Annotated in this window: 25 protein-coding genes; 8 read left to right on the top strand and 17 right to left on the bottom strand. The window is 58.5% G+C overall.

Going from position 1 to position 26,494, the window contains the following annotated elements:
* The first annotated feature begins 95 nt into the window (after positions 1 to 95).
* Complete coding sequence (locus tag IEX44_RS19460) at positions 96 to 902, top strand: class II glutamine amidotransferase (protein ID WP_188698153.1); 807 nt, start codon at positions 96 to 98, stop codon at positions 900 to 902.
* Here IEX44_RS19460 and prmB read toward each other — a convergent pair.
* A complete protein-coding gene (gene prmB / locus IEX44_RS19455; protein ID WP_188698150.1) occupies positions 896 to 1,804 on the bottom strand; it encodes a 50S ribosomal protein L3 N(5)-glutamine methyltransferase in 909 nt (302 codons plus the stop codon). The genes IEX44_RS19460 and prmB overlap by 7 nt on opposite strands.
* A gap of 124 nt (positions 1,805 to 1,928) precedes the next feature.
* Here prmB and IEX44_RS19450 point away from each other — a divergent pair, with 124 nt between their 5' ends.
* On the top strand, positions 1,929 to 2,678 hold the full coding sequence (locus tag IEX44_RS19450; RefSeq protein WP_188698147.1) for an alpha/beta hydrolase: 750 nt from the start codon (positions 1,929 to 1,931) through the stop codon (positions 2,676 to 2,678).
* A gap of 10 nt (positions 2,679 to 2,688) precedes the next feature.
* Here the strand turns inward: IEX44_RS19450 and IEX44_RS19445 are convergent, their stop codons facing one another.
* The 4 genes from IEX44_RS19445 to IEX44_RS19430 form a co-directional block, all read right to left on the bottom strand.
* Positions 2,689 to 3,435: a proteasome-type protease gene (locus IEX44_RS19445; protein WP_188698144.1), complete on the bottom strand. Its 747-nt coding sequence runs from the start codon at positions 3,433 to 3,435 to the stop codon at positions 2,689 to 2,691.
* 108 nt (positions 3,436 to 3,543) lie between these two features.
* Positions 3,544 to 4,365, bottom strand: a complete 822-nt coding sequence (locus IEX44_RS19440; protein ID WP_188698141.1) for a transglutaminase family protein — start codon at positions 4,363 to 4,365, stop codon at positions 3,544 to 3,546.
* Positions 4,366 to 4,375: 10 nt separating this feature from the next.
* Positions 4,376 to 5,314, bottom strand: coding sequence for an alpha-E domain-containing protein (locus IEX44_RS19435; RefSeq protein ID WP_229679344.1), 939 nt, complete (start codon positions 5,312 to 5,314; stop codon positions 4,376 to 4,378).
* A gap of 20 nt (positions 5,315 to 5,334) precedes the next feature.
* On the bottom strand, positions 5,335 to 6,777 hold the full coding sequence (locus tag IEX44_RS19430; protein ID WP_229679342.1) for a circularly permuted type 2 ATP-grasp protein: 1,443 nt from the start codon (positions 6,775 to 6,777) through the stop codon (positions 5,335 to 5,337).
* A 363-nt stretch (positions 6,778 to 7,140) separates the two neighbouring features.
* On the opposite strand from IEX44_RS19430, the gene IEX44_RS19425 reads away from it, so the two are divergent.
* From IEX44_RS19425 to IEX44_RS19415, 3 genes are all read left to right on the top strand, one after another.
* On the top strand, positions 7,141 to 8,388 hold the full coding sequence (locus IEX44_RS19425) for a 6-phosphofructokinase (protein WP_188698138.1): 1,248 nt from the start codon (positions 7,141 to 7,143) through the stop codon (positions 8,386 to 8,388).
* A 157-nt stretch (positions 8,389 to 8,545) separates the two neighbouring features.
* The gene (locus IEX44_RS19420) at positions 8,546 to 8,902 is read left to right on the top strand and encodes an ArsR/SmtB family transcription factor (protein ID WP_188698135.1); all 357 of its coding nucleotides are present in this window, start codon (positions 8,546 to 8,548) and stop codon (positions 8,900 to 8,902) included.
* Positions 8,880 to 9,380, top strand: coding sequence for an SRPBCC family protein (locus IEX44_RS19415; RefSeq protein WP_188698132.1), 501 nt, complete (start codon positions 8,880 to 8,882; stop codon positions 9,378 to 9,380). The genes IEX44_RS19420 and IEX44_RS19415 overlap by 23 nt, the downstream gene beginning before the upstream one ends.
* 202 nt (positions 9,381 to 9,582) lie before the next feature.
* Here the strand turns inward: IEX44_RS19415 and IEX44_RS19410 are convergent, their stop codons facing one another.
* From IEX44_RS19410 to mutL, 4 genes are read right to left on the bottom strand one after another with little or no spacing between them, the layout of a single operon-like run.
* Complete coding sequence (locus IEX44_RS19410) at positions 9,583 to 10,029, bottom strand: GNAT family N-acetyltransferase (protein WP_188698128.1); 447 nt, start codon at positions 10,027 to 10,029, stop codon at positions 9,583 to 9,585.
* Positions 10,026 to 10,988: a tRNA (adenosine(37)-N6)-dimethylallyltransferase MiaA gene (miaA, locus tag IEX44_RS19405; RefSeq protein ID WP_188698125.1), complete on the bottom strand. Its 963-nt coding sequence runs from the start codon at positions 10,986 to 10,988 to the stop codon at positions 10,026 to 10,028. The genes IEX44_RS19410 and miaA overlap by 4 nt, the downstream gene beginning before the upstream one ends.
* Positions 10,985 to 11,758 (bottom strand): hypothetical protein, encoded by a 774-nt coding sequence (locus IEX44_RS19400; RefSeq protein ID WP_188698122.1) that lies wholly within the window; start codon positions 11,756 to 11,758, stop codon positions 10,985 to 10,987. Before IEX44_RS19400 ends, miaA begins: the two co-directional genes overlap by 4 nt.
* 3 nt (positions 11,759 to 11,761) lie before the next feature.
* Positions 11,762 to 13,648 (bottom strand): DNA mismatch repair endonuclease MutL, encoded by a 1,887-nt coding sequence (gene mutL, locus IEX44_RS19395; RefSeq protein ID WP_188698119.1) that lies wholly within the window; start codon positions 13,646 to 13,648, stop codon positions 11,762 to 11,764.
* A gap of 184 nt (positions 13,649 to 13,832) precedes the next feature.
* Between mutL and IEX44_RS19390 the strand changes: the two genes are divergently transcribed.
* Positions 13,833 to 15,107, top strand: coding sequence for an O-acetylhomoserine aminocarboxypropyltransferase/cysteine synthase family protein (locus tag IEX44_RS19390; protein WP_188698117.1), 1,275 nt, complete (start codon positions 13,833 to 13,835; stop codon positions 15,105 to 15,107).
* A 70-nt stretch (positions 15,108 to 15,177) separates the two neighbouring features.
* Here IEX44_RS19390 and IEX44_RS19385 read toward each other — a convergent pair whose 3' ends face one another.
* Positions 15,178 to 16,959: a GGDEF domain-containing protein gene (locus IEX44_RS19385; protein WP_188698114.1), complete on the bottom strand. Its 1,782-nt coding sequence runs from the start codon at positions 16,957 to 16,959 to the stop codon at positions 15,178 to 15,180.
* Between the two features lie 228 nt (positions 16,960 to 17,187).
* Here IEX44_RS19385 and IEX44_RS19380 point away from each other — a divergent pair, with 228 nt between their 5' ends.
* Positions 17,188 to 17,679 carry a MarR family winged helix-turn-helix transcriptional regulator gene (locus tag IEX44_RS19380; protein ID WP_188698111.1) on the top strand — a complete coding sequence of 164 codons (492 nt, stop codon included), beginning with the start codon at positions 17,188 to 17,190 and terminating at the stop codon, positions 17,677 to 17,679.
* The gene (locus IEX44_RS19375) at positions 17,676 to 19,214 is read left to right on the top strand and encodes an MFS transporter (protein WP_229679340.1); all 1,539 of its coding nucleotides are present in this window, start codon (positions 17,676 to 17,678) and stop codon (positions 19,212 to 19,214) included. Before IEX44_RS19380 ends, IEX44_RS19375 begins: the two co-directional genes overlap by 4 nt.
* 91 nt (positions 19,215 to 19,305) lie before the next feature.
* Here the strand turns inward: IEX44_RS19375 and IEX44_RS19370 are convergent, their stop codons facing one another.
* From IEX44_RS19370 to IEX44_RS19340, 7 genes are all read right to left on the bottom strand, one after another.
* Positions 19,306 to 19,950, bottom strand: a complete 645-nt coding sequence (locus IEX44_RS19370; RefSeq protein ID WP_188698108.1) for a LysE family translocator — start codon at positions 19,948 to 19,950, stop codon at positions 19,306 to 19,308.
* Positions 19,951 to 20,023: 73 nt separating this feature from the next.
* The gene (locus tag IEX44_RS19365; protein ID WP_188698104.1) at positions 20,024 to 20,554 is read right to left on the bottom strand and encodes an RBBP9/YdeN family alpha/beta hydrolase; all 531 of its coding nucleotides are present in this window, start codon (positions 20,552 to 20,554) and stop codon (positions 20,024 to 20,026) included.
* 71 nt (positions 20,555 to 20,625) lie between these two features.
* On the bottom strand, positions 20,626 to 22,224 hold the full coding sequence (locus IEX44_RS19360) for an NAD+ synthase (protein WP_188698101.1): 1,599 nt from the start codon (positions 22,222 to 22,224) through the stop codon (positions 20,626 to 20,628).
* Between the two features lie 75 nt (positions 22,225 to 22,299).
* Positions 22,300 to 23,301, bottom strand: coding sequence for a hypothetical protein (locus tag IEX44_RS19355; RefSeq protein WP_188698098.1), 1,002 nt, complete (start codon positions 23,299 to 23,301; stop codon positions 22,300 to 22,302).
* A gap of 32 nt (positions 23,302 to 23,333) precedes the next feature.
* Positions 23,334 to 23,903 (bottom strand): LemA family protein, encoded by a 570-nt coding sequence (locus tag IEX44_RS19350; RefSeq protein ID WP_188698095.1) that lies wholly within the window; start codon positions 23,901 to 23,903, stop codon positions 23,334 to 23,336.
* Between the two features lie 189 nt (positions 23,904 to 24,092).
* Positions 24,093 to 25,151, bottom strand: coding sequence for a histidinol-phosphate transaminase (hisC, locus tag IEX44_RS19345; RefSeq protein WP_188698093.1), 1,059 nt, complete (start codon positions 25,149 to 25,151; stop codon positions 24,093 to 24,095).
* A 104-nt stretch (positions 25,152 to 25,255) separates the two neighbouring features.
* On the bottom strand, positions 25,256 to 26,449 hold the full coding sequence (locus IEX44_RS19340) for a hypothetical protein (protein WP_188698089.1): 1,194 nt from the start codon (positions 26,447 to 26,449) through the stop codon (positions 25,256 to 25,258).
* Positions 26,450 to 26,494: the final 45 nt, after the last annotated feature.

The raw sequence follows: 26,494 nt of genomic DNA, 5'->3' as shown, positions 1-26,494 counted from the left end.
ACACGTGTGTACATTCGGTCGCGATTCAGGGTTCCACTACGCCGGAGACAAACGCATAATGAAGACTGCTTGAGTTGTCTCAGAGAAGTGATGCCATGTGCCAGTTATTGGGCATGAACTGCAATGTGCCTACCGATATCGTGTTCTCGTTTGAAGGGTTCCGTCAGCGCGGAGGGGTGACTGATCACCACTCGGATGGCTGGGGAATCGCGTTCTTCGAGGATGACGGCTGCCGCATGTTCCTCGACCACCAGCCTTCTGCACTGTCGCCACTGGCTGAGCTGGTTTACCGCTACCCGATCAAAAGCACCAATGTCGTCGCGCATATCCGCAAGGCGACGCAAGGTGTGGTGTCGCTGGCTAATACGCACCCCTTCAAGCGTGAGTTGTGGGGGCGGTACTGGCTGTTTGCGCATAACGGTAACCTGACCGATCTGCCGCCGTTGGGGAGTTCACGCTTTCGGCCGGTAGGGACGACCGACAGTGAATATGCGTTTTGCTGGATCATGAACGAGCTGGCTTTGCGGTTTGTCGACAAGCCAGCGCTACCGGTGCTCCATGCCACGCTGGCCGAGCTGACTGAACGCCTGGCAGGTCACGGTACGTTTAACTTTCTGATGTCAGATGGCACGGCGCTGTTTGCCCGTTGCGCAACCGATCTGCATTACATCGTGCGCTGCGCACCGTTTGCGACGGCACATTTGTCAGATACCGATGTCTCGGTCGACTTTGCCCACTATACCGGGGTGAAGGATATGGTTGCGGTGATCGCCACCCAGCCGCTCACAGACAACGAAAGCTGGGTGCGCATGCAACAAGGTGAGTTGCTGATGTTCATTGACGGGCAACCACATTCGTTGCCCGTCGCTGAAGAAGTTGCGGTGGCTGGCGCCGGTCAGTAGCCCGCTTCGACCAGCATTTCACGCGTCAGCAAGAACACAAACCCATCGCCGCTGGTGGTATCGATCCATACAAATGGCAATGTGGGGTAGGCCGCTTCCAGCACATCGCGGTTGTGGCCGATTTCCACCATCAACACACCCATCTCATTGAGATACGTCGTAGCCGATTCAATGATCTTGCGTGTGATGTCCAGCCCGTCATCGCCGCTGCCCAATGCCATTTCTGGCTCATGGCGATATTCCTGCGGCAGCTCGTCCATGGATGGCGCGTCCACGTACGGTGGGTTGGAAACGATCAGATCGTAGGTTTCGCCTTCCACTTCGGTGAAAAGGTCAGAGTCGATCAGGTGAATGCGCTCGCCCAGGTTGTATTCGGCGACGTTGATTTCCGCGACATCCAGCGCATCGGGCGAAAGATCAATCGCATCGACTTCTGCATCCGGGAAATGGTCGGCGACCAGAATCGCCAGACAACCCGATCCCGTACAAAGATCCAGCGCACGGTGCACCAGTTCCGGGTGTTCAATCCATGGCTCCAGCGCGCCTTCACGCAGGATTTCTGCAATGAATGAGCGCGGAACAATCGTGCGCTGGTCGACATAGAACTTGTACTCGCCCAGCCAGGCCTCATGCGTGAGATACGCGGTAGGAATGTGTTCTTCGGCGCGCTGGCGAATGGCCTCGATCACCTTCTCCAGTTCTTGCGACAACAGGCGTGCATCCAGAAAGGGCTCCAGCCGGTCCAGTGGCAGACCCAGCATCGACAAGATCAACCAGGCGGCTTCGTCATAGGCGTTGTCGGTGCCATGGCCATAGAAGAGGTTGGCATCCTTGAACCGTGAGACGGCAAAGCGCAGGCAATCGCGCACGGTAACAAGCTGGGAACGGGCAAGATCGTACATTGGGGGTACTCGATAGGCGGAATGCCTCTAGTGTAGCAGGCTCGTCAAGCCCGACGACTGCACAATACCGGCACACCACACGCCCCGGATCCTGGCGTAATGTCGTCGTTTTCAAGGAGCAGCCATGGCCGAGATCAGTTTGAGTGTGAACTACCGCAACCAGATGCTGGCGGGCTCTGCGCACTTGCCAGAGGCCCGTGCCTCGGGTGATGCGGTGTTGCTGCTGCATGGCTTTACCGGCTCACGCATCGAGTTTGCCTATCTGTTCGTCGAGCTAGGGCGTGATCTGGCTGCGCAAGGGATCACCGTCTTCCGGTTCGACTTTGCAGGTTGTGGCGAAAGCACGGGGCGTTTTGCCGACTTGTCGATTGCCGATCAGATCATGCAGACGGACACCTTGCTCGATGAACTGGCCGATCGCTATCCCGGTCTGCGCTGGCATGTGCTGGGTTACAGCATGGGTGCACTGGCTGCGGCGAGCGTTGGCGCACGGCGCGGTGATCTGGCCAGCATCGTCTTGCTGGCACCCGCAGGAACGGTGGGGCAATACCTGCAGCAGGTTGTGGCCAGCTCACCGCAACTGGATAACGGCAGCGCAGATTTCATCGGGCTGGAAATCAGCCAGGTCCTGGTGGCCGAGGCGCTCGCATTTGACCTGAACGCCACGCTGACCCACGCCCATTCTTCAGTCATGGTGATTCACGGTGGCAAAGATGTCGTGGTCAAACCGGAAACAGGCCAGCAGGCCGCGATGGCGGCGGGCGGCCGTTTTGTATTGATGCCCGAGGCGGATCACGGACTGTGTTTTGGGCCGCATCGCAAAGAGATGGCGCAGACGGTCGCGGCGTGGGTACTACAGAAGGGCAGTGAATAATCCGTCTGTCTTACAACTGATCAAACCAGTCTGCCTCTGGAATCTGCCCGAACACCTTGCGCAAGCCAGTGCTCCACGCTTTGCGGGTGCGGTTGAACCAGGCGTTATTTTCTTCGATGCGGTAGGGTTTGACCTTGCTAAACGCATCGGTCTTGCAACGCAAGACGTCGATCGGCAGGCCCACAGACAAGTTGCTGCGAATGGTCGAATCAAACGAGATCAGCATGCATTTGAGCGCTTGTTCCAGCGGCGTATCGTACTGGATCACCCGGTCGAGAATCGGCTTGCCGTATTTGGATTCACCAATCTGGAAATACGGGGTGTCTTCTGATGCCTCGATGAAATTGCATTGCGGGTAAACGTTGAACAGACGGGGTGCTTCGCCGCGAATCTGCCCACCCACGATGAACGATCCACCAAAATCCACGCCCTGCGACATGCTCACATTGCCAGACCCCTGACTATCGCGGCTGACCACTTCACGGGCAGTTTCACCGACCAGGATCGCTGCTTCGTACAGCGAATTCACGTTCAAAAGATGATGCAACTCTTGCTGGGTGCGGGCCTGCAGCAAATTGATGACGCTTTGCGTGGTGGCCAGATTGCCAGCAGTCAGAATGATGATGGTGCGCTCGCCCGGTACCTCGAACACATGCATTTTGCGGAACGTAGCAATGTGATCCACCCCGGCATTGGTCCGGGAATCAGATGCAAACAGCAGCCCGTCTTTCAGGCGCATGGCAACACAGTAAGTCATGGACCGGCTCGTTATAGGCTGGGGCGAATCATCATTGTACTGCGCGGCAGGGCTGGCACTGGCAAACCGTTTGCGTGGTCTGTTGCGCGAGCGTGACGGCGCCGATCGCTATTGCTGCTGTTGTTGTTGTTGATGTTGCTGAAAATGCAGGATCGAGCGTACCCGGGTGTGGCTCACCATGGTCTCCGCACCGCCACCCCGGCGCAGTCCGCGTACCGGGCAAGCGTCCAGGTAATCCAGACCAATCGCCAGGCGCACGTAGCGTTCATCCGGAATACACGCATTGCTGACATCAAATGCATACCAGGCACCATCGGTCAGCGCTTCTACCCACGCATGACTGGCCACGTGATGATCGTTTTCGGTATAGAGATAACCGCTGACATAGCGGGCCGGAATGCCAAGATAACGGCAGACTGCAATGAACACATGCGCGTGATCCTGGCAGACGCCCAGGCGCTGGGCGAAGGACTCTTGTGCCGGCGTACTGGCATCCGTCTGACCCGGTGTGTACGGCATGTGGTCCAGCAAATCGGCCATCAAATCCATCAGACCATGGCGACCATGTTTTTCGATCAAACGCTGATAGTTATGCGCAAACGCCTTGATGGCGTCATCGGCCGTGGTCAGTGAGGTCGCCTGCCGGAACACCAGCGCCGGGATCACGTCGCGTTGAGGTATGGGCGGGCGAGTTTCCACCACGCCTTGCGCCACGATACGGATCTCGGTCACGGGCTGGTCCAGGGTCAGTACGTGCTGCTCATTACCGTACGCATCAATGGTCAGGTCTGTCGTGCCTGGCATTTCCAGTTGCCAATGGACGGTGGTCTGATCCGGGTCACGCCTTGGCGACAGGCGCAGCAACTGCACGCTATGCGAGACGGGCGTGTCGTAGCGATAAATCGTTTCGTGATGGATTTCCAGATGCATGCCGTTTCCGTCAGGCCACCCGCAGGTAGGCCTCATCAATGGTGTTGCCCAGTGCGTTGATCTCCACGAGGCATTCACTCAGGTATTCGTGCAAACCGTGCTCCAGTATTTCATCGACCTCGGTAAAGCGCAGATCGTTCAGCAAAAGGTGTGCTTCTCGCTGAACCAGCCGACCATTGTCACCTTCGATCTGTGCCACGATCTTGCAGATGGCATCCAGGCACGCGCAGAGCGAGCGCGGCAGGCGCGGAGACAACACAAGCAACTCGGTCACGGATCGCATCTCAACGCCTTCGCGGTACATTTCCACGTAAGCCTCGTACGCCGACAATGCCCGCAATAACGAACTCCATGCGTAGTAATCCTGCGCATCTTGCGGGTTTTCCTTGTTGGCCTGGGCAATCAGACTGGCTTTCACATCCAGCAGGCGGGCTGTGTTATCGGCCCGTTCAATGAATGTGCCCAGCCGGATAAAGCTATACGCATCGCCGCGCAAGATGGTGCCGTAGGCAATGCCTCGAAAGACGTGAGAGCGTGCTTTCACCCAGTCAAAAAAATCCCCGACATTGGCAATGCCATTGGCTTCAAAGTTCTTGGCTTCCAGCCAGGTGGCGTTGATGTTCTCCCACATCTCGACGGTGATCTTGCCGCGCACCGCATGGGCGTTTTCACGCGCGTGGCGGATGCAACTGAGGATACTGGCCGGGTTGTCCCGATCCAGTGCCATGAACTGCAAGAGCGCCTCCGCCGTGATTTTCGGGTAGCGGGCAGAGAACCGATCCAGGGTCTCGGTAATCACCAGCGGTGCGCGCATTTCGGCACGGGCCCCTTGTGATTGCGGCAGTAACGAGAGGCTGAAACTCACATCCAGCAAACGCGCCAGGTTTTCGGCACGCTCAAGGTAACGGGACATCCAGTACAAATGGTCGGCAGTGCGGCTGAGCATCATGATGAGTGTCTCCGTATTGTTCAGGCTTCCAGAATCCAGGCATCTTTCGTCCCGCCGCCCTGAGATGAATTAACCACCAGCGAACCTTTTTGCAACGCCACGCGTGCCAGCCCGCCCGGCACGATGCGCACGGTGTTGCCCGACAAGACAAATGGCCGCAAGTCGATATGGCGCGGAGCGATACCTTCTTCAACAAAGGTTGGGCAAGTGCTGAGCGAAAGCGTCGGCTGCGCAATGTAATTGGCCGGGTTGGCCTTCAACAGATCGCGGAAATGTTCGATCTCTGCCTTTGAGGCCTTGGGGCCAATCAACATGCCGTACCCGCCCGCACCATGTACTTCCTTGACGACCAGCTCATCCAGGTTGGCCAGAACGTGGCTTAGTTCGCTCGGGTTACGACATTGCCAGGTGGGCACATTGAGCAGCAGCGGTTCTTCATCCAGATAAAAGCGGATCATGTCCGGCACGTAGGGGTAGATGGATTTGTCATCGGCCACGCCAGTGCCAATGGCATTGGCCAATACCACGTTACCAGCCCGATATGCCGCAATCAGACCCGGCACACCCAGGCTGGAATCGGCCTGGAACACCAGCGGGTCAATGAAGAGATCGTCCAGCCGGCGGTAGATGACGTCCACCTGCTTGGGGCCGGCCGTGGTGCGCATGTAGACCTTGAGGTCTTTGACGAACAAATCCCGGCCTTCGACGAGTTCCACGCCCATTTGCTGTGCCAGGAAAGCATGCTCGAAATACGCGCTGTTGTAGTGGCCCGGTGTCATGACCACCACCGTCGGGTTATCGGCGTAACTGCTTTGGCGCAGTGTAGACAACAAGAGTGTGGGGTAGTGCTCGACCGGCGCCACCGCGTGTTTTTCAAACAACTCAGGAAACAACCGCATCATCATCTTGCGGTTTTCCAGCATGTACGACACGCCGGAGGGCACGCGCAAGTTGTCTTCCAGCACATAGTAGTTGCCGTCACCATGACGAATGATGTCGATGCCCGCGATATGCGCATACAGGTTGTGTGGCAGATCCAGCCCGCACATGGCAGAACGGTACTGCGCATTCACCAGTACCTGCTCGGCCGGAATCTTGCCGGCTTTGAGGATGTGCTGGTGATGGTAGATGTCGTGTAAAAACGCATTGAGCGCCGCGACCCGCTGCTTGAGGCCGGCCTCCAGCAGTTGCCATTCCTCCGCCGGAATAATGCGCGGAATGGTATCGAAGGGGATCAGTCTTTCATTACCGCTTTCATCCCCATGAACAGAAAACGTGATCCCGACACGGTGAAACAACAGTTCGGCTTCTTTGCGACGCTGCCCCAGCATGGCGGGGGTTTGCGCGTTGAGCCAGTCAAAAAAAGGTTTATAGTGCGGCCGGATTGAATGATCCCGGTCCAGCATTTCGTCAAATCCGGTTTGGGCAGGCAAATCGATCTGGTGCATGGTACGCACTTCCATGATGGGTACGTGACGATGCGCGCCGACGGGGCCGCGCCTGGCAGAGGCAGCGCTTGCTGCTGCTGTTGTTCTTGCAAACCCTGTGCCAGCTTTTGACCGGGGTTTTGCACGCAAAAAGACCGGTTTTGTGCGTGATGCTGCACTGCCTTGGGGCGAACATGCGACGACTGCACCGCACTGGTTACACTAGTGCACCGCGCCTTCAGGTTAGACCGGGTTGCCCGTTTGCGCTGTCAGCGATGGGCAAACGCTGGTATCAGGGTTCTCCCACGTGGCGAAAGTCCCGATGCGGTTCAATGCTGCGTCGCGCAAGAATGACAACAATCGTTCAAATGCCAGTGCAACCCCACAAGGAGCGCGACCGTGCCCAGAAACGCGTTATATGCCCAATCCGGCGGTGTAACCCCTGTTATCAATGCTTCTGCGTGGGGTGTGATCTCTGCCGCAAGACGCCACCCGGACAAGATCGGCACGCTGTACGCTGCGCAAGATGGCATTCTGGGGGCGCTGACAGAGTCGCTGATCGACATCAGCGCTGTGGCTGAAAGCCAGTTAACCGCGCTGCGTCACACGCCGGGTGGCGCGTTTGGTTCCTGCCGCCACAAGCTCAAGCACGGCAGCGAACTCAAGCGCTTGTTCGAACTGTTTGCGGCATATGACATTGGCTATTTTTTCTACAACGGTGGCGGAGACTCTGCCGACACTTGTCTGAAAGTGGCTGAATACGCGCAATACCAGGGTCTGGACCTGACCGCCATCCATATCCCTAAAACAATCGATAACGATCTGCCGCACACCGATACTTCGCCTGGGTTCGGGTCTGTGGCCAAGTACATTGCCACGACCACCCGCGAGTGCGGTCTTGATCTGGCGTCCATGTCGTCCTCTTCGACCAAAGTGTTCATTCTGGAAGTCATGGGTCGCCACACAGGCTGGCTGGCGGCATCGGCGGGCCTGGCCAGCCGGACCCCGGCTGAGCCGCCCCACCTGCTCTTGCTGCCCGAAGTACCGTTTGATGCACAACGCTTTTTGCGGGCAGTGAAAGAGACCGTCAATCACATTGGTTATTGCGTGGTCGTCGCAGCCGAAGGCATTCGCGATGCTGGCGGCCATCGCCTGGCAGAGTCGGGCGGGACCGATGCATTTGGCCACACGCAACTTGGTGGCGTGGCACCATTGCTGGCCAATATCATTCGTGCCGAACTGGGCCATAAATGCCATTGGGCGGTGGCCGACTACATGCAACGGGCTGCGCGCCACCTGGCCTCGGCCAATGATCTGGAACAAGCGATTGCAGTTGGTGAAGCCGCGGTGGACTTCGCGTTGAATGGTCAGCGCAGCGTGATGCCGGCCATTGTGCGTGAGGCCGACCAACCTTACCGCTGGCATATTGCGCCGGTCTCGCTCAAAGAGGTGGCCAACAAAGAAAAGGCCCTGCCTGAGAGCTATCTGCGTGACGATGGCATGCATCTGTCGGTGATGGGGCGGGCGTATTTCGCACCGCTGATCCTGGGAGAAACCCCGCCGCCGTTCGACCACGGCCTGCCGGATTATCCGGTCTGGCATTTTCCGCTGATGGAAAAGAAACTGCCGCCATTCGAGATCCTTTAAGGCGGCGGTTTGCCGGAAAAAGCGCCCAGCATGGGCGCTTTTTTTATTGCCGCTTATCCAGACCGTTCGCCAAATCTGCCGATCATCGGGCTGTGCATTGACTTGCCATCGTCATTTAATTAGCCTTTTGGATAAATAACCAATTGGCTAAATAAACATGGAACAAGATGCATTGAGCGCTGTTTTTGGCGCACTGGCAGACCCAACGCGCCGAGCCATCCTGGCCCGGCTGGCGCTGGGCGAAGCCAGCGTGAATGAACTCGCGGAACCCTTTGATATGGCACTGCCCAGTGTCTCTAAACACCTCAAGGTGCTGGAGCGGGCAGGGTTGGTGGTACAAGGCCGCGCGGCGCAATACCGGCCGCGCCGGCTGGCGCCGGAACCGTTGCGTGAAGCAACGGGCTGGCTTGATCAATACCGCAAGTTCTGGGAAGACAACCTCGACCGGATGGCGGCATACCTCGACGAACTGCAACGCAAGGAGCAAGGCCATGAACGCGAAAGTGGAACTTGAAACACCGTTGTCTGCCGGTGCCCATGAACTGGTGATGAACCGTATCCTGAACGCCCCGCCAGCGCGCGTATTCAACCTGTGGCAAGACCGCGCCCATGTGGCGCGCTGGTGGACGCCAGCCGGTGAGAACGGCAGTCCGGGAAACTCGACCATCCTGGATTTTGACTTTCGCGTGGGCGGGCTGTTCCGCGTCGCATTCAAATCTCCGCGTAGCGGCGACGACATGATCATCCGTTGTGTGTACCGGGAAATCGTACCCAACGAAAAACTGGTGTTCAGTTTTGAGTGGGAAAAGGGGATGTCTTTACCCGTCGACATGCAAGTGACCGTCCTGTTCACACCGCATGGAGAAAAACAGACCCTGCTGACCTTCCGCCACAACGGTATGCCTTCTGAGACCATGTGCGCCGATCATGAGCAGGGCTGGGCCGCCGTGTTCGACAACCTGGCACGTGCTGTGGATGCTCTGCAAGCCTGAACGGAAAACAGTTGATGTGGATTCATGCAAAAGAAAACGGCGCTTTGTGCGCCGTTTCTCTTTGGATCATCTGTCTGCGTGCTGATCCAGCCATGCCGCGACCGCCATGAGACCACCCCGGTTGTCGCAAAAATCCGGTACGGGCAGGGCATCAGCGGGCGTTAACCACTAATGACGCTGGTCTACAGGTTGGCATGGCTGCTCAGGCGACAGGCAGTGTTTTGACAAAGCGCTGCTTGATGACTGCATAACCACACGCTTCATAAAACGGGTGGGCAGCAATGCGATATTCGCTGCTGGTGACTTCCATGTGTGTTACTCCGCGTGCCGCGCACCAGGTTTCACCAGCGGCGACGAGCGCAGCACCAACGCCCAGGCCACGGCCGGCTTCGGTGACGACCAGTGCGGTGATGCGTCCAAGGTTGCCGTCGTCATGGAAGAACTCCAGAACATGCAGGCTGATCAGGCCGATCACGATGCTATCGCGTTCTGCGACGAAGACGCCCTCATTGGCAGAGGCCGCAAAACGGGCGAGTTTGTCGGTCAGCCGTTCTGCCGACAATTCATAACCTAACTCTGGCAGCAACGCAGACAGCGCCGGCGCATCGTGCAGGGCTGCCGGGCGGATCAAGATGTCGTGATGAATCATGCGTGTTGATGACCTTGTTCGCGAAGAAACGCCTGTACCGCGTCACGTACCGCATTCGGTAATCCGGGTTGCAGACAGTTGATGGGGCACACGTCATCCATGCCGCGCAGCCAGGTCAACTGGCGCTTGGCCAGCTGGCGGGTGGCGGCAAGCCCCTTCTCGCGCAGCTCCGGCAGGCCAAACATGCCATCCAGGTAATCCCAGGTTTGCCGATAGCCGACGCAGCGCATGGAGGGCAGATCAGGCGTTAGCGCGTAGTGCTCACGTAGCCGGCGTACTTCATCAATCAGGCCGCCATGCAACATCTGGTCAAAGCGGATGGCGATGCGCTCATGCAATACGGCGCGGTCATCCGGCAAGAGTGCCAGCTTCAGCAATGTGTATGGCACCGGGCCTGCGGCGGGTTCTGCCAGCAGTTCAGACATAGGCCGGCCAGAGAGCATGCAGATTTCCAGCGCGCGCTCGATGCGTTGCGAGTCACCTGGCTCCAGCCGTGCTGCTGTTGGCGGATCAAGCCTTGCCAGCTTTTCATGCATGGCGGGCCAACCCAGTTGGGCGGCTTCGGCGTGCAGTTCGGCCCGCAGTGCCGGGTTGGCCTGTGGCAAGTCGTGTATACCGTGTTGCAGCGTATTGAAGTACAGCATCGTGCCGCCGACCAGGACCGGGACTTTGCCGCGAGCGGTGATGTCTTGCATCAGCGCAAGCGCATCGGTACGGAATTGCGCTGCAGAGTAAGCGTGTTCCGGGCTGATGATGTCGATCAGATGATGCGGTGCCCGCGCCAGTTCGTCGGCGGTTGGCTTGGCGGTGCCAATGTCCATCTCTTTGAACACCAGCGCAGAATCAACAGAAATCAGTTCAACGGGCAGGCCGGATTCAATCAGTCCGATGGCGCTGGCGGTCTTGCCACTGGCGGTCGGGCCCATCAGAAAAATGGCGGGCGGGAGGGGCGTATTCATGCGTGACTCCGGCGGCGGGAGAACCAGTTCAAGGCCAGGCTGGTGGTCATGGCGAGCACGGCGGAAGGCAGTGCAGCCCATGCACCAATGTGTTTTGCCAGCGGCACCAGCAACAAAAAGCTTAAGGCAAAGCCAATCAGCCCGATCAAAAAGCCGCGCACTTGATAGACCACGCCATTGCTGTCACCCCGTGCGCGGGTGAAGGCGGGGATGACCGTCGCGGCGACCGGGCCGCCAGAGAGCACCCCCGTCAGCGAGGGGCCCAGTTGTTGCGACAGCGTGGTCAATGTAGCGACCAGGGCCAGGGCGACGGCCATGCGCGCGATCAGTTCACTGTGCGGCAACGGTCGGGCGACAGGTGCTTCTGTAATGCGGGGCAAAAGATAGAATGAAATCCACAGCGCAGGGATAGCTCCCCAGCGTACCCAGTCTTGCTGTGCCAGACCACTGGCTGCAAGCGTCCAGGCGGCGGCCAGGTAAACCAGCCAGCCGCAGGCCAGCATGCCGGCCCAGCCAAAGCGCCGGCTGCTCCAGCCCAGCGCAATCATGTACACGGCGTTGGCCCACAGGCCGGATGGTGCGCTGTACGCCGTGGTCATGGTGTAGTCCTGACCATAAGCCAGCCACAAGGTCACCATCACGCAGGCCGCAATCAGCGGCAGACCGCCGATTACCCCGGCGATCGTCGGGCCCCAGCGTTTACCCGCCAGGCTGGCCAGTGCGATGACGATCGGGCCGGCAAACAGTTTGGCGATCAATACCGAGTTCATTCCTCACTGGCCCCGCATGAACATCTTGTCCAGATCATGCATGGTCAGGCGGAACCAGGTGGGCCGGCCGTGGTTACATTGGCCGGAACGTTCAGTGGCTTCCATTTCGCGTAGCAGCGCGTTCATTTCCGGAATGGTCAGCGCGCGGTTGGCGCGTACGGCACCATGGCACGCCATGGTGGCCAGCAGTTCATTACGGCGGCCGGTCAACATCTGGCTAGCGCCGACTTCACGCACATCTTTGAGGACGGAACGCGCAAGTTCCACCGCATCGGCATCTTTCAACAGCATGGGGATACCGCGGATGGCCAGTTGCGTGGGGGAGGCGACCGATATATCAAACCCGAGTTGCGCCAGGGCATCACGGTGATCTTCCACGGCGGCCACTTCAAACCGGTCTGCGCCAAATAGATGCGGGATCAACAGCGGCTGGCTGGGCATCTGATCCAGATCCAGTGCGTTCTTGAGCTTTTCATAGACCACGCGTTCGTGTGCGGCGTGCATGTCGACCACAATCAGCCCCTCAGCCGCTTGCGCCAGGATATACACACCGTGAATCTGCGCGACGGCAAATCCCAGAGGGGGAATGCCGTTTTCGTCCTCTGCGGGCATCACTGCGCGCGGTGCGGCCATCGGCAGGCCTGGGTTATAGGTGGGCGGCGTTGCCAATGTGGTGGTATCGGCCGGCTGCCATGCGGGTACCGGCTGCGGCGCACCCGGGTCGCGCTTGAGATCGCCAAACATGCGGTCGTACACGGCCAGCGGCTCCTGGACGACCGGGATATTCATTGGCGTTTGCCGCCACACGGGCTGGTTATAGGCTGGGGCAGGGGCAGGCGGTGCATACGGCGGGGTGAGGATTTCGCCGGTTTCCGGATCAACGCCTGCCGGGGCCGTGCCCGCTTTGGTCCCCGCCAGTGCCTTGGTCAGGCTACGCAGCATGAAACCGTAAATGGCTTGGGATTCGCGAAAGCGCACTTCGATCTTGGTTGGGTGGACATTCACGTCCACACCTTCCGGGTCCAGCTCCAGGAACAGGCAATAAGCAGCGTGACGGTCATGATGTAACACATCACGATAGGCCTCACGCAGGGCGTGGGCGATGACTTTGTCGCGCACAAAGCGGCCGTTCACAAAGAAATACTGTGCGTCGCGTGACCCTTTGCTGAGGGTCGGGCTGCCGGCCAGACCCCACAAGCGCAGTGGGCCGGCGCGCTCTTCCACCTGTACGGCCGATTGCGCAAATTCATCGCCCAGCAAGGCAGCGCAGCGCTTCAGTACATCGCCACGCATCACGCGCAGGCTGGCGCGGTTGTTGTGGATCAGCGTGAATTGCTTGTCCGGATTGGCCAGCGCCAGGCGCTTGACCATGTCTTCGCAATGGGCGAACTCGGTGCCATCGGACTTGAGGAATTTGCGACGGGCCGGTGTCTGGTAATACAGATCATGCACTTCAATGGTCGTGCCGACCGCCAGCGCGGCGGGTTCGGCATCGTGCAGGCGGCCATGGTCAGACTCAACACGCCAGGCATGTGCGGCCCCGTTGAAACGACTCGTCAACGTCAGGCGCGAAACGGATGCAATCGAGGCCAGACCTTCGCCCCGGAAACCGAGTGTGGCGACTTTTTGCAGATCATCGAAGTCCCGGATTTTGCTGGTTGCGTGGCGATGCAGCGCCAGTGCCAGGTCTTCGCGCTCAATGCCAATGCCGTCGTCAATCACCTTGATGAGTTTGGTGCCACCGGCAGCCAGTTCTACGCCAATGTTTTCGGCGCTAGCATCCAGGCTGTTTTCCAGTAACTCCTTGAGGGCAGAGGCAGGGCGCTCGACCACTTCGCCAGCGGCGATCTGGTTAACCAGTTGGTCGGACAAAAGCTGGATGCGGGGCATGGCAGGCCAGGATGGGCAAAGACTGGATTATACCAGTGGCAACTGCCGTACTAGCGAGCCACATTATTAGATATTGGTTATATTGATGTGAAAACTAATTCTTCCGTGGAATATTGAAAACATTTGGCCACTGGCGCAATCTGCTGTTTTCCCCCAAACCCAGTCACACCGAGGAGCCGTAGCGATGAAGTTTGATACCCTGGCCATCCACGCCGGTTTTGATGGCGACCCAACCACCCGCGCCGTCGCGGTGCCGATTTATCAGACCACCAGTTACTCGTTTGATGACACCCAGCATGGTGCAGATTTGTTCGACCTGAAGGTGGCCGGCAACATCTACACCCGCATCATGAACCCGACGACGGATGTGCTGGAAAAGCGGCTGGCAGCGCTGGAAGGCGGGATAGGGGCGCTGGCGCTGGCATCCGGTCAGGCAGCCATCACCTATTCGATCCTGACCATCGCCGAGGCTGGCGACAACATCATCGCAACCAGTACGCTCTACGGCGGTACTTACAACCTGTTTGCCCACACGCTGCCGCAATACGGCATTGAGGTACGCTTTGCCGATGCCAAAGATCCGCAATCGGCCGCCAGATTGATTGATGCCCGGACCAAAGCCGTGTTTGTCGAATCCATCGGCAATCCGCTGGGCAACGTGGTGGATTTCGCCGCGTTTGCCGATGTCGCGCATCAGGGAGGCGTGCCGCTGATTGTCGACAACACCGTGCCGACGCCGTACCTCACCCGCCCGTTTGAACATGGGGCCGATATCGTCGTGCATTCGCTGACCAAATACATTGGCGGCCACGGTACCAGCATTGGTGGGGCGATTGTCGACTCGGGCAAGTTCCCGTGGGCGCAACACAAAACCCGCTTCAAGCGTCTGAACGAACCGGAAGTGAGCTATCACGGCGTGGTGTACACCGAGGCACTGGGTGAGGCCGCCTATATCGGCCGCGCACGGACCGTGCCGTTGAGAAACATGGGCGCAGCGATTTCGCCATTCAACGCGTTTCTCATCCTGCAGGGGCTGGAAACCCTGGGCTTGCGGCTGGATCGTCACTCAGAAAACGCGCTCAAGGCGGCGCAGTTTCTCAAGACACATCGCGCGGTGGAATGGGTGAATTACGCCGGTTTGCCAGAGCACCCGTCGCACGGACTGGTGCAGAAATACTTTGGCGGCAAAGCCTCTGGCTTGCTGACCTTTGGCGTGAAGGGCGGCCGCGCAGCCGGAGCACGCTTTCAGGACGCGTTGCAACTGATCACCCGGCTGGTGAACATTGGCGATGCGAAAAGTCTGGCATGCCATCCGGCCAGCACCACTCACCGGCAATTGTCGCCCGAAGAACTGGCCAAGGCAGGTGTAACGGAAGACACCGTGCGCTTGTCGATCGGGATTGAGCATATCGACGACATCATTGCCGATTTGCAGCAGGCGCTGGATAAGGCCGCCTGACCGGTTTTCCGGCAGATAAAAAAACGCCAGCTTATGCGCTGGCGTTTTTTTATCTGCCGATCTTCGGCAATCAAGCCGCAATCGGCGCTGGCAGCGGCTCTGGCGGACGACGCCGTTCCACAAATAGCGAACACCCCGGAGTTTGCTTGGCCATGCTCTTGGCGTGTGTGGCCGCTGCGGCGATCTGGTGATGGTTCTCAAACTGGCCGGGTTCGACTTCAACTACACCGGCAGACAGCGTCACCAGCGGTTGTTGTTGCATGACACCACGGCGATCTGGCGCATCGTAATGGCCGGCAGCCAGATGCTCGCTATAGAAGAAGCCGGTGACGCGCTGGGCGAATTCTTCCAGCAGTGCTTCACAGCGCTCGTGCCAGTCGCTGGAGCGGAAAATCACGACAAAGTCATCACCGCCAATGTGGCCGACAAAGTCGGTTTGCGGGTCGGCGGCGCGCATCAGCAACTCGCCAGTCAGACGGATCATGTCATCGCCGCGGACGTAGCCATAGACATCGTTGTAGGGTTTGAAGTAGTCCAGATCGAAATACACCATCGTGAACGGACGGGCTTCATCGAGCAGCGTTTCCAGCTTTTCCTGAATGGGCACATTGCCCGGCAACAAGGTCAGTGGATTGGCGTAACGGGCGGCGCGGATTTGCAACTCGGTAATGGCGCGCACCAGATCATGGCCGGTACCCATGCCTTGATAGTGGCCATTCTGGGTAATGATGAAGCCGTCCGCCAGGTAGCGGCGTTCGGCCGTGGTCACCATTTGAGAGAGTTCTTGCAAACTCATCGACTGCTCGACAATCAACGGCGCGCGATCCATCAGATGCGAACACGCGCGGGAGCCATGCAACTCATGCGAGAACGGGCGAGAGAAAAACTCCAGCACTTCGTGGCGCTTGAGCAAACCCAGCGGCCGCTGGTTTTCTACCACGGGGATCGCATACAGTTGCGGCGCTTCAGTAAAGCGCTGGAACACTGCGTCACAGGTTTCGGAAGGTGGCACCGTATCGACGGTGACCAACAGACCACCCGCATTGCGGTGGCCCTGGCCTGGCAACGGTGGGGTAGGGGACTCGGACAAATCCAGCGCAATATGCCGCGGCGGGTGGGCCAGCGGCTTGCCAATGTGATAACCCTGGGCAAACGCGATACCAATGCGCTGTACCACTTGCAGTTCTTGCGGGGTCTCGATGCCTTCGGCTACCACACGGGTGCCGATGTTGAGCGCAATGTGCTGGATTGAGCGCACAAACTGGCGCTTTTGCGCATCAGCGGCAAGACCCTGTACAAAGTATTTGTCGATCTTTACGAAGTCTGGCTTGAGTTCGGACCACAAGCGCAGCGACGAAAATCCCTCGCCCAGGTCGTCCAGCGCAATCCGGAAACCCATTTCGCGGTAATGCAGCAGGGCTTCTTTCAGTTGTTCGTAATCGTGCGTGGGCTGGGTTTCGGTGAGTTCAATCACCACGCGCTGGGGCGCCATACCGGTTTCGCGCAGGATGTCGAGCGTGGCGCCAGGGTGAAAGTCCGGATGAGAGAGACAAGCCGGGCTGACGTTCAAAAACAGGCGGCCCGGCAAGTTCTGCGCCACAAACGATTCAATAATCGCACGGCGGCAGGCGAAATCCAGCAAAGGCAGAATGCCCACCTGTTCGGCACAGCGGAACAGATTGATGGGAGAGTGCAGAAAACTGGTAGACGGACCGCGAATCAGCCCTTCATACCCGAATGCTTCACCGTCGTGCAAAGAAGCAATGGGCTGGAACAATGCCGACAGGCGTTTTTCCCGGATGATTTCTTCCAGATCGCGCCGAAGATTGTCCAGATTCAAAAGGGGGTTCATAAAGGCTGCTCGGGTATTCATCCCGGCAAGGCTGACACAGCCCGATTACGAATCCATGACAAGCGTGTAGCGGCTTGTACACGCGTGAAGACTGACACTTTAGCAACACCCTCGCATCTGGTTGCGTCGTGTTCAGTCGACTTCACTAAACTTGATATTTACAAGCAACATCATTTAAATTACATTTGCAATTATCACATAAGAAATAATAAATCAGGGGGACTTCTCATGAGCTACCAAGCGCGTATTGCCAGGTTTTGCCAGTCTTTTGACGCGGCACCACAAAAAGAAATACTCCTCTCCCGGACGCTGTTCAGAGCAGCTGCAATGCTGGAGATGCGTATCAACGAGGCGCTGGAACCGTGTGGCATGAACATGCCCCAGTATCTAGCCATGGCCATGTTGCTGGCCGATGAAAACGCCCCGCCGACCAACCCTTCCGAAGTGAGCAAGTTGCTCGACATGACGCGCACCCAGGTCACCCGGCTGATGGATAGCCTGGAAACCGCAGGTTGGGTTACGCGTACGCTCGACAAAGAAGATCGCCGTCGCATGATGCTGACGCTGACGCCTGAAGGCAAAACACAGTTGAACCGTGCTGTGCCGGTGGTGCATGCGGTGTATCACCGCGCCTGGTCTGTCTTCGATAACGACAGTCAGGACCAGATTGCGGCCGAGCTGACACACTTTCATGAGGGGCTGGAGAACCAGACCGCGTGAAACGCCTGGCGCCATACTGTGCGCCCAAAGACAAGCGCTGGGTCATGGCGCTGCTTGGGTTGACCACCGCAGTCGAGTTCTTTGAAAACAGTCTGTTTGTTTTCAGCAGTAGTCATATCCAGGGCGGTATTGACGCAGGCCCGCAAGAGTTCGTGCTCGCCGTCGCCGCCTATGCCTGTACCAGCATGCTGGTGATCATGAAACAGGCATGGCTGGCCCACCGCCTGGGGTACCGCAATTTTCTGGGTGCTGCGCTGGCGCTGTTTGCGCTGGGCGCGTTGCTCTCCGGCTTTTGCAATACACCTGATCAGTTAATCCTGTGCCGCGCCATTCAGGGGCTGGGCGGCGGTGCGCTGTTTACCAGCAGCCGCATTCTCATCAATCTGATGTTCACGCCCAAAGAACGGGGCACTGCGATCCGGTATTTCATGATCGCCATTTTTTCGGTCTCAGCCCTGGCCCCGGCTTTGGCCGGTACATGGATTGAAAACTACAGTTGGCGCTGGGTATTCTGGGGCGTGGTGCCGATGGCGGCGGTGGCCGCGCTGGGTTGCCTCTTATGGCTGCCGGTGGTGGTGCCCAAGCAACAGCACGGTGGGGATTTCACCCCGATTCCGCTGATCATCTTCGGCGTTGGTGTGATCAGCGTGCAACTGGCACTGTCAGAGGCGCGTTTCGATTTCTTTGCCTATCCGGTGCACTTTGGGCTGTTTGTGCTGGTTGGTGTGGGCACGCTGTCCTGGTTTACCTGGCACCAGTATCGGCACCCATCCCCGGTGTTTGTTCTGCGCGGTTTGAACAACCAGGTTTATCTGACTGGCCTCGGGTTGTATTTCATCCATTACTTCCTCGCCAATTTCAGTAACTATCTGTTCCCCATTTACGCCGAGCGTGCCCAGGGCGTGCCGGTCGAAACAGCCGGTTGGCTCAACACCTTTGCTTCGGTCATCAGTTTTCTGGTGATTCTGGCGTATTTGCGCTGGGCGTCACGCTTCAAGCAGAAAAAGCCATTGATGTTGACGGGCGTGTTCGCGCTGGCCGTGTGTAGTCTGGTGTTCTCTTTCATGCCCCCTGGCATGCCGCTCTCGGCGTTCTTTTTGCCCTTGGTGGCCAAAGGATTGTTTGGTGTTTTGCTGGTGATCCCGGTGGCGGGGTTGACCTACCGGGAGCTCAAGGCCGAACAGTTTGCACATGGGTATCGCAACAAGAACCTGTTACGACAATGGTCCGGCTCTCTGGCCCAGGCCGTGGCGGCGATCATGATGCAAAACCGGCAAGCGGCGGTGTATGACTATTACGCTGGCTTTGCCAATGAGTTTAACCCTGCCTTCAATCACATGATTGCCACACTCAAGGCGGTGTTCGTCCGGGAGGGGATGCCTGCTGACGAGGCGACTCGCGCGGCGTTGGCGCAAGTCGCCGGGGTGGTGGATCACCAGGTGTTGCTGATTGCCTGCAATGATCTTTATCGCGTGCTGGCGCTGTTGGCGGTGGTGTCGGCGGCGATTATTGCGGCACAGAAGAAACTGCAGTGAGGGAGAGCCCGGCGGTACGGTTGTTTTAACGTCGGGCAATCCCGGGGTTTGAAACGCCTTTGAGCCTCACGCTGAAGACGCTAACACGTCCTTACCGCTGCTGGACCAACGCTAGCTTCACCCCCAGATAAACAAACACACTCCCCATCACCCGGTTCAACCACATCGTAAAGCGCCCCGTGCCGCGCAAGCGTTGCGCAGCCTGATGCGCAGACAGTGCCAGGAAATGGCACCACAGCATGCCGTTGAAGTTGAAGATCAGCCCGAGAATGATGAAAGACAGTGCGGTATGCGGTGCGTCGGAGTTGATGAACTGAGGTACAAACGCCAGAAAGAACAAGGCGACTTTCGGGTTGAGTACATTGGTCCAGAAACCCTGCCGGAATATCTCCCACAGTGTGGCTGGCGGAATGACCGGGCTGTCGGATTGGTCGGCCGCCGTATGTTTCGCCCGTGAACGCAGCATGCCAATGCCGATGTACAACAGATACGCCGCACCCATCAGTTTGACGATGGTAAACGCCATCGCAGAGGTCGCCAGCACAGCAGACAAGCCAAATGCCGCAGCGAAGATATGCACCATGGTCCCCGCACCAATGCCCAGTGCTGCGGCGGAACCGGCTCTGAAGCCCTGGGTGACGCTGCGGGTCACAATGTAGAAGGAGTCTGGGCCGGGGGCGATGTTCAGCAAAAGGCCGGAGAGGATGAACAGGGCGAGGCTGTGAATGCCGGACATGGTTTCTTTCCTGCGAAAGAGTCAGAAGTCTACCGCCATGCCCGGGTTTGGCCAGTCACAGTTTGCTGGCTGATCAGCCGAGCAGTTTTTGTAGCAACGCAAATCCTTGAGGCCACATTCCCAGGTCGCTGCTGCTGTTAATGTGCCCCAGCGGGCCGACCTCGACCACTTCACTGCCCCAGTTGGCAGCAAACTCACGCGCTCGGGTCAGGGTGACGTATTCATCGTTGCTGCTGGCGACCACAATCGTTGGAAACGGCAAGGGTATGGTCACCATCTTGCCAAAGCCGGTCGTGCCTTCCGGGTAACTGGGCGCTTCAATATCGCTGGGACCAACCAGCAAGGCACCCTTGATCGGGCGCTTGTGTTGTTCTGCCCATTTGCCAATCAATGTACACGCCAGACTATGGCCGACCAGGACCGGTGGCTCGTCACATTGCGCGATCGCGGCATCAAGGTTGGCGACCCAGTCCGCGCAATGGGGCGTTTCCCAATCGGCTTGTTCAACACGTTTGAAATCCGGGTGGGCAGCCTCCCAGTGGCTTTGCCAGTGTTGAGGGCCGGAGCTATACAGGCCGGGCAGGATCAGAACGGGGGCGGTCATGGTTGCTGGTTCTCCAGTCTGGTCGATCAATAAAAAAGGGGGCAAAAGCCCCCTTGTCATGCGTGTTCTGTTTACAGGTTGAAGCGGTGCGTGATCGGCATGCGCCAGTCTTTACCGAAAGCACGGTTGGTCACACGCGGGCCAACCGGGGCCTGGCGGCGCTTGTATTCGTTGATCTTTAACAATTTGACCACGCGCTCGACATCCGCAGTTTCAAACCCGCGTGCCACGATATCCGCTTTGGAAAGGTTATCCTCGACGTACATCGCCAGGATGGCATCGAGGATTTCATACGCGGGCAAGCTGTCCTGATCTTTCTGGTCCGGGCGCAGTTCAGCCGAAGGCGGGCGGGTAATGATGCGATCGGGGATGACATCACTGACGGTATTGCGCCAGCGTGCAAGACGGTAAACCAGCGTCTTGGCCACGTCTTTAAGCACCGCAAAACCGCCGGCCATATCGCCGTAGAGTGTGGCGTAGCCCGTCGTCATTTCTGACTTGTTGCCGGTGGTGAGCACCAGCTTGCCGCTCTTGTTGGAGAGCGCCATCAAAAGCGTACCGCGAATCCGGCTTTGCAGGTTTTCTTCGGTGGTATCTTCCTTGAGCCCTTCGAACTCTGGTGCAAGGCCACCCATGAAGGCCTCGTACATCGGCCAGATTTCGATTTCGGAATACTTGCAGCCCAGGCGCTGAATCATCTCGCGCGAGTCATTGACCGAGATATCTGCCGTGTAGCGTGAGGGCATCATGACCGCATGGACTTTGTCGGCACCCAACGCATCGCAGGCAATCGCAAGCACCACAGCCGAGTCGATCCCGCCGGAGAGGCCCAGCAAAATGCCGGGGAAACGGTTCTTGCCGATATAGTCCCGCACGCCGGTGACCAGCGCCGCCCAGACACTGGCTTCTTCAGACAATGCCGGCACGATGGCCGTTGGCAAGAGATCGCCACCCTTGAAGTCGATCACTTGCAGGGCAGACTCAAAAGCCGGCAATTGTGCGACGAGTTTGCCTTCGCGGTTCAGCGCAAAAGAGTGGCCATCGAACACCAGTTCATCCTGGCCGCCGACCATATTGACGTACACCAGCGGGATACCGGTTTCTTCCACGCGCTGGCCCAGCACTTCCAGTCGCGTGGTTTGCTTGTTCAGGTGGTAGGGCGAGGCATTCAGCACCAGCAGCAGTTCTGCGCCAGCTTCACGTGCTGCGCTGGCGGGATCGATATCCCAGGCGTCTTCGCAGATCACAATGCCGATTTGCGTGCCGTTTTGTTCAAACACCAGTGGTTGCACGCCCGGCGTGAAGTAACGGACTTCGTCGAATACTTCGTCATTGGGCAACAACATTTTTTCATAGCGGCCCAGGAGATGCCCATCGCGAATCACCGTTGCGCAGTTGAAGCGGTCTTCGCCGCTGCCATGCGGATGGCCGATGACCAGCGTAATGCCATCTACTTCATCAATCAGGCGGCCAATCGCTTTGCGGCATTCGTCCAGAAAAGCCGGGCGCAATAACAGGTCTTCGGGCGGGTATCCGGTCAATGCCAGTTCGGGCGTCAGGATGAGGTCTGCGCCTTGTTTGCGCGCCTCGGTCACGGCGGCGAGGATCAGGTCCAGATTGCCGGGCAGATCGCCAACGACAGCATTGATTTGGGCAAGAGCGATGCGCATGCGGGTTCAGATCCGGTGGGCGTAAAGCGTGATTGTACGCCGGGCGGGCGCACCGGCGAAGGGCCGGCGCGCGTATCAGGGGGTCCCGGTGTTGCTGGCCCCGGTCAAGGTATCGACTGGTGCAGCGCGATGGCCGGGGATTCGGTCTGGGTGGTGTGCCAGATACAGCGTGCCGAACAGTATGGCAATCAGCAGAACCAGATGTAGCCACGCCCAGCGCCGGTTGCGCGAGACACCTTCTGATGGATCTTCTGTGGCGACGAGGAAAGGCCGGCCATCACGGCTGGCGCGCATGACATGGGCAGGCGCTTGCATGTTGACCTCAGCGGTTTCGTCGCTGACTTCGCGCTCCGCCGCGTGTCGTGCGGCGGTCCATTCGTTTTCGTCAATCTGGCCGTTACGGTCGGTGTCAAAGCGCCGCAGTAAATCGGCCCGATCCCGTTTCCACTCTGCCAGCTTTTGCGACACGGCCAGTTTCATATCCACCGGTTGCTCACGCACAGAGACAAACTCGCCAATGGCGTAGATGGGTTCGCCTTCGCAGATCATGCGGGCGGTATAGCGCCAGTTGTCTTTGTGTTCGACCATGGTGTCGGTACTGCGGATTTCTGCGCTATCCGGGTCGATCAGGCAGCGACCGGTATCATCCGCCAGCAAAAAGCCATGCGCGCTTTGCAATGTGTCCACGTAGCGGTATTCGCCACTATTTTGCATGCCGGACATGCGCTGTTCCACCACCACTTGATACCACACGCAGCGCATGTCTATGCCAGGGCAAACCAGTGGGCCGTCATCCAGCGCCTGGGCAAACCCGGCCACTTGTACATAACCTTGCGGTGCGGAGCCAATACGCGTCAGGGGCGTGCCCCCCATGAGCATGTAGCGTCGGCGATGATGCACCCAGGCGAAGCCGGACATGACTGCGATCAGGCATAGCAGCAGCAGAAAATCCCGCGGGCGATGAACGTGTGATGCACCCGTGGTAAGCACCACGGCCTGGGCTGCCAGCATGCAGCCGCCGAGGGGCCAGCGACGCAAACGGTCTAGCCAGAGGTTGTCAAAAGGAAGCTGAAGCATGGTGCCTGGTATGGAGTGAGTAAGCCGGGATATCAGCGCTGAAACAGGGTGCCAACTGAGACATCTTGTTTGTCGTGGCTATCGAATTCCAGTAGTTGCGCTGGCTTGAAATGAAAAGCGTTGGCGACGATGACGTCCGGGAACTGTTCGATGCGCACGTTGTTGACGTTCACGGTGTCATTGTAGAACTCGCGGCGATCGGCAATATCGTTCTCCAGTTGAGTAATGCGTCCGACCAGATGCTGAAACTGCATATTGGCGCGCAGTTCCGGGTAGGCCTCAACGGTTGCATAAAGAGCGCCCAGACGGTTGCGCAGTTGTTGCTCGGCCGCACCCAGCGCCACCATGTCGCGTTGCTCGCGCGCTTGCGCCACACCGCCGCGCGCCAGCATGATTTTCTCCAGGGTTTCGGCCTCAAACTGCATGTAGTGCTTGCAGGTCTCTACCAGCTTGGGAAGTTCGTCGTGGCGCTGCTTGAGCAACACGTCGATATTGGACCAGGCCCGGCCGATGTTGTGTTTCAGGCTGACCAGGTTGTTGTAGATCATCACGAAATACACCAGCACAACCACGATCAGAGCGAAGAAAATCAGGAGCGGCATCAGGGTTTTTCCGTATGTTCTGTGTTGGGCACATTAACCCCGGGTGTGCAGTGCCGCAAGCCTGGCGCGGCGGGTGTCGCCAAATTGGAACGGCAGATTGGCCATCAGGACTTGCTTATGCATTTGGCATGTCGAAGCACGTAAAAAAGCCCGGCCAGGCCGGGCTCTCCGAGGGGGATCAAGCCCCAATCACGCAATCAGCTCTTGCAGCGCGTTCACCAGCGCTTCGCACTGTTCGTCTGTGCCAATACTGATGCGCAAGTACTGGTCAATCCGTGCTTGTTTGAAGTGTCGTACCAGGATTGCTTTGGCGCGCAGATCAGCCGCGAGTCTGGCCGCATCGTGGCGTGGGTGGCGCGCAAACACGAAGTTGGTCGCTGAGGGCAGCACGTCAAAACCCAGTAGTTTGAGACCGGCTACCAGATTGTTGCGCGTAGCAATCACGGCTTGGGTTGTGCGCTGGAAGTGGCTCTCGTCTTCGTACGCGGCCACGCCTGCAGCAATGGCAATGCGATCAAGCGGATAGCTGTTGAAACTGTTCTTCACGCGCTCCAGACCTTCGATCAAGGCCGGGTGGCCAACCGCAAAGCCGATGCGCAAGCCTGCCAGCGAGCGGGACTTGGAAAGTGTCTGGATGACCAGCAAATTGGGGTAGCGCTTGATGAGCGGAATAACGGTCTCGCCACCGAAATCGATATACGCTTCGTCAATCACCACAACCTGGTCCGGATGGGCCTGCACCAGGGTTTCAATCTCGGCAGCGGTGAGCGCAATGCCAGTCGGGGCGTTGGGGTTGGCGATGATGATGGCGCCGCAATCCTGGTCGTAATCGGCCGGGTTGATGCGCATCTGATCATCCAGCGGCACGAGCTTGCTGTTCACCCCATAAAGACCACAGTACACCGGGTAGAACGAGTAGCTGATATCTGGATGCAGCAGCGGCTTGTCATGCTTGAGCAACGCCATGAACACATGAGCCAGCACTTCGTCTGAACCGTTGCCAACAAACACTTCATTGGGCGCAATACCGTGATAACTGGCGATGGTCTGCTTGAGACGATCCGAGTTCGGGTCCGGATACAGGCGCAGCGCGTCACTGCTTTCTGCAGCAATGGCTTCCAGCACGCGCGGGGACGGGCCGTACGGGTTCTCGTTGGTATTGAGCTTGATGAGATTGGCAATCTTGGGCTGCTCACCCGGTACATACGGGGTCAGCGTTTGGACGATGGGGCTCCAGAAACGGCTCATGGCATTGGTTCACGAGATCAGGTTGATGGAGAGACATCCTACCACGAAGCGGTGCCCGGACTGCGGCGGTGCAGCAGGGGGCCAGCCCCCTGCTGCCCATGCGGCTAGCGCTTGAGCACGGTACGCAGCCCGTCCAGATGAACCTGGCGCAACATGCCGTAGTTATAAAAACCAACCTCCTGGATCCCCATGGCATGCAATCCGGCCAACGCCGTGCCGGTTTGGGCGCCATCACCCAGATCCGGTACGCCAGGGCGCAGGATGCCGCGCACACGGCGGGCATCGCCAACACGGCGGATGGTGTCCAGTGCATCGGCCAGCACACGGTTGGCATCAGGCTCATAGAACGGCACTTCAATGCCGTCGGCGGCAAAAGCCAATGCTTTGAGGTCTGTGCCTTCCAGCCAGGTCTGCGCGGTTGGGCGTTGCACGGTCGGGATCACATAAAGGGCAACTTCAGTCGGGATGGCTGCGCGGATACGGCTGACAATGCCCGTGACGTGGCGCTGGCGCATACGCAAAAAGGCGGCCAGCTCAATGTCATCGAGGATATCTGCCGCTAGCCAGGAGGCGGCCTGGTCTGCGCTGGCGTCGGCCGGACCGTTCAGATAGCCATCTACGCGATCGCGAATGCGGCCAGCCAGACCTGCCGCATCGATGCCGTCTTCACGCGCACGGGTTTGACAGGCGTCGCAAAAGCACAGACCCATCATGGTATCCAGCCACAGGTTGCTGCGTACCTGGGCGAACTCGTGGTGATACCCGTGTGCATAGGGCGTCCAGCCGGGCGATTCCAGCGTCAGGCTTTGCCAGGGTAAAGCATTGGCCAGATCCGTGGCCAGATCCGTGGCATAGTCGATCAATTGTGGCTGCATGGGGCAGGGGGCATACACGTAACCATCCCCCCAGGCGTTCTTCACCGTGAGTTCCGGGTGTGCTTCGCCCATGCGGCTGTTATGGAACAGGATGGTCCAGGCCGAGAGCTTGAGGCGGCCGTCTTCAGCCAGGTCATACGCTACCTGGCGTACGGCGGCGTCAGAGTGGGGGCGCGGCTGAATGGCGCGGTAGCGCGCGGGCTCGGGGTTGAAGTACACCGTGCCGTCTTCCGGGAAATACACCTTGCCCGCGCCCGATGAACGAGGGCGCAGGAATTTGCCAGTGTGATAGCTGGCGGCAAGGCTGAGGCCATCCACACCCAGATCCAGGATTTCATCCACGGATGACCGGGTGTCACGCCCGGCCAGATCCCAGGCATAGGCATACAAGGAGTGGCGGGCTGCAGGGCGACGTGTGTTCATGTTTTATCGACTCGTTCTGAGGGTTTCGTTCTCTGTGCAAGCGAT

Origin of the sequence: Silvimonas amylolytica (assembly GCF_014645555.1) — a bacterium.
GTDB lineage: Bacteria > Pseudomonadota > Gammaproteobacteria > Burkholderiales > Chitinibacteraceae > Silvimonas > Silvimonas amylolytica.
Note: the sequence above shows the minus strand (reverse complement) of the source record. Positions and strands in the feature narration are given on the sequence as shown.

What these genes read in the sequence shown, in the direction of transcription:
- IEX44_RS19460 (WP_188698153.1), top strand. Translation starts at nt 96, where the DNA reads ATGTGCCAGTTATTGGGCATGAACTGCAATGTGCCTACCGATATCGTG.
- IEX44_RS19445 (WP_188698144.1), bottom strand. Translation starts at nt 3,435, where the DNA reads ATGACTTACTGTGTTGCCATGCGCCTGAAAGACGGGCTGCTGTTTGCA.
- miaA (WP_188698125.1), bottom strand. Translation starts at nt 10,988, where the DNA reads ATGAATACGCCCCTCCCGCCCGCCATTTTTCTGATGGGCCCGACCGCC.
- IEX44_RS19450 (WP_188698147.1), top strand. Translation starts at nt 1,929, where the DNA reads ATGGCCGAGATCAGTTTGAGTGTGAACTACCGCAACCAGATGCTGGCG.
- IEX44_RS19415 (WP_188698132.1), top strand. Translation starts at nt 8,880, where the DNA reads ATGAACGCGAAAGTGGAACTTGAAACACCGTTGTCTGCCGGTGCCCAT.
- IEX44_RS19340 (WP_188698089.1), bottom strand. Translation starts at nt 26,449, where the DNA reads ATGAACACACGTCGCCCTGCAGCCCGCCACTCCTTGTATGCCTATGCC.
- IEX44_RS19355 (WP_188698098.1), bottom strand. Translation starts at nt 23,301, where the DNA reads ATGCTTCAGCTTCCTTTTGACAACCTCTGGCTAGACCGTTTGCGTCGC.
- IEX44_RS19430 (WP_229679342.1), bottom strand. Translation starts at nt 6,777, where the DNA reads ATGGAAGTGCGTACCATGCACCAGATCGATTTGCCTGCCCAAACCGGA.
- IEX44_RS19440 (WP_188698141.1), bottom strand. Translation starts at nt 4,365, where the DNA reads ATGCATCTGGAAATCCATCACGAAACGATTTATCGCTACGACACGCCC.
- prmB (WP_188698150.1), bottom strand. Translation starts at nt 1,804, where the DNA reads ATGTACGATCTTGCCCGTTCCCAGCTTGTTACCGTGCGCGATTGCCTG.
- IEX44_RS19435 (WP_229679344.1), bottom strand. Translation starts at nt 5,314, where the DNA reads ATGATGCTCAGCCGCACTGCCGACCATTTGTACTGGATGTCCCGTTAC.
- IEX44_RS19385 (WP_188698114.1), bottom strand. Translation starts at nt 16,959, where the DNA reads ATGAACCCCCTTTTGAATCTGGACAATCTTCGGCGCGATCTGGAAGAA.
- IEX44_RS19370 (WP_188698108.1), bottom strand. Translation starts at nt 19,950, where the DNA reads ATGTCCGGCATTCACAGCCTCGCCCTGTTCATCCTCTCCGGCCTTTTG.
- IEX44_RS19390 (WP_188698117.1), top strand. Translation starts at nt 13,833, where the DNA reads ATGAAGTTTGATACCCTGGCCATCCACGCCGGTTTTGATGGCGACCCA.
- IEX44_RS19350 (WP_188698095.1), bottom strand. Translation starts at nt 23,903, where the DNA reads ATGCCGCTCCTGATTTTCTTCGCTCTGATCGTGGTTGTGCTGGTGTAT.
- IEX44_RS19410 (WP_188698128.1), bottom strand. Translation starts at nt 10,029, where the DNA reads ATGATTCATCACGACATCTTGATCCGCCCGGCAGCCCTGCACGATGCG.
- IEX44_RS19400 (WP_188698122.1), bottom strand. Translation starts at nt 11,758, where the DNA reads ATGAACTCGGTATTGATCGCCAAACTGTTTGCCGGCCCGATCGTCATC.
- mutL (WP_188698119.1), bottom strand. Translation starts at nt 13,648, where the DNA reads ATGCCCCGCATCCAGCTTTTGTCCGACCAACTGGTTAACCAGATCGCC.
- IEX44_RS19380 (WP_188698111.1), top strand. Translation starts at nt 17,188, where the DNA reads ATGAGCTACCAAGCGCGTATTGCCAGGTTTTGCCAGTCTTTTGACGCG.
- hisC (WP_188698093.1), bottom strand. Translation starts at nt 25,151, where the DNA reads ATGAGCCGTTTCTGGAGCCCCATCGTCCAAACGCTGACCCCGTATGTA.
- IEX44_RS19365 (WP_188698104.1), bottom strand. Translation starts at nt 20,554, where the DNA reads ATGACCGCCCCCGTTCTGATCCTGCCCGGCCTGTATAGCTCCGGCCCT.
- IEX44_RS19420 (WP_188698135.1), top strand. Translation starts at nt 8,546, where the DNA reads ATGGAACAAGATGCATTGAGCGCTGTTTTTGGCGCACTGGCAGACCCA.
- IEX44_RS19360 (WP_188698101.1), bottom strand. Translation starts at nt 22,224, where the DNA reads ATGCGCATCGCTCTTGCCCAAATCAATGCTGTCGTTGGCGATCTGCCC.